The organism is Gemmatimonas sp. (assembly GCF_044376735.1).
GTDB lineage: Bacteria > Gemmatimonadota > Gemmatimonadetes > Gemmatimonadales > Gemmatimonadaceae > Gemmatimonas.
Genome location: NZ_JBILKJ010000145.1, coordinates 1 through 6,667, shown reverse-complemented (window position 1 = coordinate 6,667; position 6,667 = coordinate 1). Strand labels below are relative to the sequence as shown.

The 6,667-nt window shown below is 66.7% G+C and carries 5 protein-coding genes; all 5 read right to left on the bottom strand.

All coding sequences use genetic code 11. From position 1 onward, the window contains the following. Positions 1 to 3,023, bottom strand: a 3,023-nt coding sequence (locus ACIRA7_RS13910) for a molybdopterin-dependent oxidoreductase (protein WP_396221448.1), incomplete at its 3' end; no start/stop codon positions are given. A gap of 86 nt (positions 3,024 to 3,109) precedes the next feature. Beyond that, a complete protein-coding gene (locus tag ACIRA7_RS13905; RefSeq protein WP_396221447.1) occupies positions 3,110 to 3,766 on the bottom strand; it encodes a cytochrome c3 family protein in 657 nt (218 codons plus the stop codon). A gap of 183 nt (positions 3,767 to 3,949) precedes the next feature. After that, on the bottom strand, positions 3,950 to 4,828 hold the full coding sequence (locus ACIRA7_RS13900; RefSeq protein WP_396221446.1) for a hypothetical protein: 879 nt from the start codon (positions 4,826 to 4,828) through the stop codon (positions 3,950 to 3,952). Further along, on the bottom strand, positions 4,825 to 5,670 hold the full coding sequence (locus tag ACIRA7_RS13895) for an amidohydrolase family protein (protein ID WP_396221445.1): 846 nt from the start codon (positions 5,668 to 5,670) through the stop codon (positions 4,825 to 4,827). The genes ACIRA7_RS13900 and ACIRA7_RS13895 overlap by 4 nt, the downstream gene beginning before the upstream one ends. 4 nt (positions 5,671 to 5,674) lie before the next feature. Further along, a partial coding sequence (locus ACIRA7_RS13890) for an aminotransferase class III-fold pyridoxal phosphate-dependent enzyme (RefSeq protein WP_396221444.1) occupies positions 5,675 to 6,667 on the bottom strand: 993 nt, incomplete at its 5' end.

The following is a 6,667-nucleotide window of genomic DNA, read 5'->3' as shown; positions in this document are numbered from 1 at the left end:
GGCGCCGGATAGTTGACCTTCTTGAGATAGACCACGGCGGTGTACGTGTTCAGTTCTTCGAACACATGGTAGGCACGACGGTCATAAGCGAGCTTCGCTACGGTCCAGTTTTCGTCGGCCGCGTCACCGAAGATGATGGCGCGCGACGGGCACGCCTGTGAGCACGCGGTCGTGAACTCATCGGGCTGGACCTCACGGCCTTCCGCCTTGGCGCGGTGCTCGGCTTCACGGATACGCTGCACGCAGAAGGTGCACTTCTCCATGACGCCCTTGCCGCGCACGGTGACGTCAGGGTTGAGGCCCCAGTGCATCGGCTCCGGCCACGCATACTGCTTGCGATTCGGCTCACCGTAACCGAACCAGTTGAAGTAGCGGACCTTGTACGGGCAGTTGTTGCTGCAGTAGCGGGTCCCGACGCAACGGTTGTAGACCTGCACGTTGAGACCATCGGGCGAGTGGTACGTGGCGTACACCGGACACACCGGCTCGCACGGCGCGTTACCGCAATGCTGACACATCATCGGCACGAAGCGCGTGTCGAAGTCGGGCGAGAACTCGTTCTCGGTGTTCTCGTTGCCTTCGTAGTAGCGCTCGAGGCGGATCCAGGCCATTTCACGGCCCTTGATGATGTTCGCCCCCGGACGCTCATCCCACACCGTCGGGCTGAGGGCGCGACCCTGGTAGGGTGCGCCGACCGTCGGAATGTTGTTCTCGCTGTAGCAGGCGGTGACGCACGCCGAGCAACCCGTGCAGCGGGCGAGATCGATGGTCATCGCCCAGCGGCGCTTCTCCATCTTCTGCACGTGATCGGGGGCGTACATGCCGAGATCCTTCGCGTTCGGATTGGCTAGCTCACCCTGCGCGTCGGCCGCGATCGGCGACTTGAGCCCAGCCTTGAAATCCTGCGACGGCAAACCGGGGATCGCGTGCTCTTCGTGTCCGCCTTCCTCGGCTTCCTGTCCAAGCAAGGCCGCGAGCGTCATGGCCTGACCGATACCACGGCCATGCTGACGGGCAGAGCCTTCGGTGGTCACCAGTTGCGACGTATCCGCCGAGACGGTCACCTTACCCTTGGTACCGGAGAGGGTGAGGGCGCCGGAAGCGTCCCACCCACTTGCGAGAAGGTCGTAGGCGTTGATGCCGACGTTCTGCGCGAAGCGACCGTAGGCCGTATGTCCGAGGCCGAGCGAGATGGCCACGGTATCGGGACGCACGCCCATGTAGCGGTAGGCCGGCGCGGTGATCTTGCCGGCAGCCGTTTCCACGGTGAGGTGCTGTCCTTCGACGAGGCCGAGCTTCTTGAACGTGGTGGGGTGGACTTCCACCCAGGACTGCCACGCGATCTTGGTGACGGGATCGGGGAGTTCCTGCAACCACGGCTTGTTGGCGCCGCGACCATCACCCAAGGTGGGCGACGGATAGACATGCACGAAGTAATCACCCGCACCAGCATCGGCCGGCGTGGGGGTGGCATTCCAGCTTCGCGTGGCGGTGGCGACCAGCGGCGCGCCGCTGATGGTGGCCTTCGTGAGCGCGGTAGTGAAGGCCGATCCGCCGCCGGGGAACTTGCTGATGAACCAGCCGCGGTAGTCGGCGGCCGTGTACTTCGCGGCGAGCGCCTGATCCTTCTTGGCGAGCGCAATGAGCACGTCGGCGGTGGCCTTCGTGTCGAACACGGGTTCGAGCGTGGGCTGCTGGAGGCCGATCTGCCCCTGCATGCTGACGGCGTCGCCCCAACTCTCGAGCCAGTGATTGTCGGGGAGAATCAGATCACAGAGCTGCGCCGTTTCGTCGGGCACCGACGAGAAGGACACCTTGAACGGCACCTTGGCGAAGGCGGCGGCAAAACCGGCCGACTTGGGCATGGTGTGGGCCGGGTTGGCACCGCGCACGAAGGCGAGGGGCACGGTGCCCGCCGCCATCTTCGCGACGACACCCGCCAGGTCCGCGTAGGAGGCCAGACCGTTGTAGCCACCATGGCCGGCGGCCGGCTTGATCGTCACCCCAACGGCGCCGGCCTTCTTGTTGATCTCGGCCACCATGACACCGCATTCGACGGCATTGGCGGTGGTGATTCCACAGATAGCCATGACGCCGTTGCCGGCCGCGGCGATCGCCTTCGCCAGCGCTTCGAGCGTCGCGACCGGCACACCCGAGGCCTCGGACGCGGCGGCCATCGTGGCCGATCCCGTGAGGGCGGCACAGATGTCCATTTCGCTGCCCGGCTTCGCGGCGATCCACTGGTCGGCGTTGAGGCCGGTGAGGGAGCGGCGTGCGCCGACGTAGACGAGACGCGGGGCGCCTTCCAGCTTGGCGCGCGCGTCAGCCCAGTCGAGCTGCTGCGGCACACTGTGACCCCAGCCATCGAGGAAGTCGGCACCGAAGCTGATGACCAGCTTGGCGGCGCCGAACTCGAGCGCCGGCCACGACGCACCGTAGGCCTTTTGGTTGGCGGCGATCGTGGCCAGCGGGGCGGCGGAGTCGACGCTCAGGTGGGCCGGCATGCCCTGCGCCGACAGCCACTGATCGAGGAAGCCCGGGAACGTGCCCGACTCGTGCTGGTTCACGAACACCACGTTGGACGCCTGGGTACGGCTCTTGACCTCGCCGATCTTCTGGGCGAGCAGCTCGTACGCCTTGTCCCACGTGGTGGCCTTGAGGGCATTCCCCTCGCGCACCATCGGCGTGCGATAGCGATCGGGATTGTACAACCCCTGCACCGCCGAGAGGCCGGCGGAGCAGATCGCGCCGCGGCTCATGGGGTGGTCCGGATTGCCATCCAACTTGATGGGGCGGCCGTCGCGAACTTCGGCCATCACGCCGCAGGCGGTGGCGCACTCGCGGCAGGTGGTCGCGTAATACTGCGACACACCCGGCACGGTGTTGTCAGGTGACGCAACGTACGGAATGAGCTTCCCCACCTTTTCGGAGGAGCAGCCCACCACCGCGGTCGTCGCACCCGTGGCGCCTAGGATCTTGAGGAATTCTCGGCGCTTGACGCCGGTCCCCGCTTCAGTGCTCATGCAGTCACTCCGCTCCGGGCGGCTGCACAGGGCATGCGGCGCGCAGACTACGCGCCGTGGCCCCGTGGTCGAGGGTCAGCTGACGATCAGTAGTGGCAGGTCGCGCAATCGTACCGCGCCTTCTTGGGCGGCGCGGCGAGCAGCTCGGGCGTCACCGGCATTCCGGCCAGGCGAGCACCTTCGGCGGGCTTGTAGCCCTGCACGTGACAGTTGATGCACCAGCCCATGTTGAGCGAGTTCACCTGCTGGACGGGCACGTAATTGGTGTCAGGTCCCTGCGCTCCCTGCTTCTGGATCTGGCCATGGCAGGTCTGACAGGTGACACCGGAATTGACATGGCGCATGTGCGGGAACTGCACATAGTCCGGCACCTTGTGCACGCGGTTCCAGGGGATCGGCTGACCCTTCTGGTAGAACGCGGCCACCTTCTTGATCTCCGCCGCCTGTGGCTTCACGATCAGGTGACAGCCCATGCAGGTGGAGACCGATGCGTTACCCGGATCGGGCGACTTGTTCGCCGCGCTGTGGCAGTACAAGCAGTTCATACCAGCTTTCGCCACGTGCGGCGCGTGAACGAACTTGACGGGCTGCTCAACGCGCAGGCCTTGCGACGACGACGCGCCGCTGTAGGCCGACAGCAGCGTGGCCGCTGCCGCGAGCGCGAGAAACGCAGGAATCACCGTCCACTTCTTCTTGACCGTCATCGACTTTGGGGCCGGGAAGGCGTTGGATGCGGAAGACACGCGTTATGCACGACGACCGCCGTTTTCGTCCCGATTTTCCGGTGACGAGTCGTAGCCGTCGTCATGCGTATAAGTCTGTGTCAACCCGATTTTTGCAAGCGCGAAGTATGCCCGCCACCGTAATAGTACGCAAGTGTCCGCGCACGATACGCCACGGTTTTCTGGAACTTTTCGCCTGCACCATCAACGATTGGTGGGCGCGGCGGTTCCCGCGCCGTTTTCGCGGCCGAGTCCGGACTGCGCCGATCGCTGCGCGGCCTCGAAAATCGCGCGGCCGTCAGCGAACCGCGGCACAGGAAGCGGGGACGGACCGTGCCGCGGCAGCAGGTCGACCAACGCCCGTGATTGCTGTGTCAGGCGCAACGGCCACCAGCTACTCCACGTCAACCGGTCGGCGCCCATCGTGGCGACCAGATGCGCGAAGTGATCCTCCGGCGGCCCCCAGACCCAGCCGAAGTCGTAGAACACCCGCTCCTGCTCCGATGGCGTGAGCCCCCAGTGCGTCTCTTCGATGAGGTCGCGTCCGGCGCCGGCGATCACGAGGTGGCATCGGGAGCCGGCGAGCCGCGCTATCGCGCGCACCGTCGCGGCGGGCACATCGCCCATAGCGTCCATGGGATGCCGTTGCCGGAGGTCCTCGAATCGGATGGTGACATGCAGCGCGAGCCCCACCTCGCCACACGCCACGGCGAGCTCCGCGAGAGCGGGATGCGCCGGGCCGAGTCCCCACTGCGCCGGATAGACCCGGACCGCGGGCGCACCGGCGTTGACGGCGTCGCGCAACATCCCCGTCCAGCCCGGCCAATCGGGGCGGACGATGGGTGCCGGGAGTAGCACGCCGGGATACGGTTCGAGCGCAGCATACAGCGCGCGATTGGACGGCACGGGATCGCGATGAAACGCGCCGGGGAGATGACCGACCCAGGCCCCGGCGAATCCTTCTCGATCGAGGACACGAACCAAGACCTCGGGGTCAGGATGCGGGAGATCGCGGAACGGATAGCCGCCAATCCAGCTGGTCACATCAATCGGGCGCGGGTCGGTCACGGAGGGCGTGGTCATGCCGTCGCTCCGGATCCGCTCGCGGCGCCAGACAGCGCCGCCGCGAAGGTGCCGACCGGAAAGATGCGCACGGCGTTGCGCCAACACATGTCGGCGAGATCGTCGTCCGACGCGCCGGTGAAGGGCAACGCGCGGAGCTTCGTGAGTCCGGTGCACAGGGTGAGGTCAGCTGCCCACAACAGGCGACGAGCGCCGACCCAGCGCAGGGCCTCGTCGATCATGCCACGATCGATGCCGCTGCCCGACAAGTCCATCACGATGTTCTCGAACTCGCGTACGGCGGGGTTGGTGTGGGCCCAATCGCCGCCGCCACCGATATGGGCCAGCAGAAACGTGGTGCGCGGATGCCGCGCGGCCAATCGAGCCAGCTCGACCCCGTCGGACGCATCCTGATTGGGCCAATCGCGTCGCCGATGCTGCCAGATATGTTGGAGGATGGGCACACCATACTGCGCCGCTGCCGCCGCGATGTCATCGAGCAAGGCGTCATCGACGCGACGGCCTGCCGCGAGCTTGATCCCGATGGCCCCACGCGCGACGCCGCGCGCGATCTCCGCGAGCGCATGCGCGGTGTAGTTCGGATTCACCGCAACCCACGCCTTCACGCGCGGCGACTGCTGCTCGGCGAAGTCCAACATCCAGTCGTTGGCGCGCGTCTGATCGGCGGGCGACGAGAAATAGGTTGGCGAAGTCGCCCCCCAGGATCCAAGCACCGACGCGACGTGACACACCACGCCGATGCGCTCACCGGCATTCAGGCGAGACGCGTTGTACCGCTCCCAGTCGATTCGGTTGCTGGAGGGGGTGTGAAAGTGCGCGTGGACATCGATCACCGGGGTCATTCGTTCACTCCTCAACGCGTCGTGGTCCTGGTAGCAGCGAGTGGGTGATCTGCGGCATCAGCTCGGCGACGTGCTCGAGCGCCGCCTCGTCATGAGCGACGCACCCGAACTGATACGCGCCGCGCTTGAGGAGCAACCCGTAGCGGGTGGCCACCGCCACAAGGGCGTCGACGGCGTCGGGGGCGTCGGCCGTGAGCCGCCACATCATCGGCGGCCCGTCGGCGCGCACGCCGACCCACGGCGCCTCGGTGAGCGCGGTACGAATGATCTCCTGCAGCATTCCACCCGCGGACGCCATGCGTTCAGGAACGTCCGTCCGTTCATGCCAGTCGAGCACCGCCTTGGCGGCTGCGAGTCCGGTGCTTTCCGTCGCCGCCGTCGAGGAGATCCAGGTACGCTGCGCGGCATCCATGACGGCGCTGCGTCCCACCACGGCCGCGAGTGGATAGCCGTTCGCCATCGCCTTGCCGAGCGTCGTGAGATCGGGGATCACGCCCGTCAGCTCCTGCACGCCGCCGGTGCGCACGCGAAACGCGGTCTTGACCTCGTCGAAGATCAGGACGGCACCTGACCGGTCCGCGTGGCGTCGGGCGGATTCGAGCCACGAGACGTTGGCGATGTCATGTACGAGCGGCTCGATGATGATCGCCGCCGGCGGCGTGTCGCCGTCCAAGACCGCGCGATCGAGCGCCGCGATGTCGTTGAAGGGCACCCAACTGACGGCGCGTTGCACCGACGCCGGCACGCCGGCGGCGTCGCTGCACCAGTCGAGCCACCCGAAGTAGCCACAGGCAATGATGCGCTCGCGCCCCGTGAGTGCGCGGGCGAGCCGAATGGCCGCCGCATTCGCTTCGGCGCCGGTGCGCAGGAATCGGACTTGCTCAGCCGATGGGATCACCTGCACGAGCCTCTCGGCGACCTCCACTTCGAGCCGGTGCGGCAGCGCCGAGACGTTGCCCGACGATGCCGCCGCGATGACGGCACGGGTGACGGCGGC

Bases quoted from the DNA above. Each gene is read 5' to 3' on its own strand.
- ACIRA7_RS13900 (WP_396221446.1), bottom strand. From the start codon at position 4,828: ATGACCACGCCCTCCGTGACCGACCCGCGCCCGATTGATGTGACCAGC.
- ACIRA7_RS13895 (WP_396221445.1), bottom strand. From the start codon at position 5,670: ATGACCCCGGTGATCGATGTCCACGCGCACTTTCACACCCCCTCCAGC.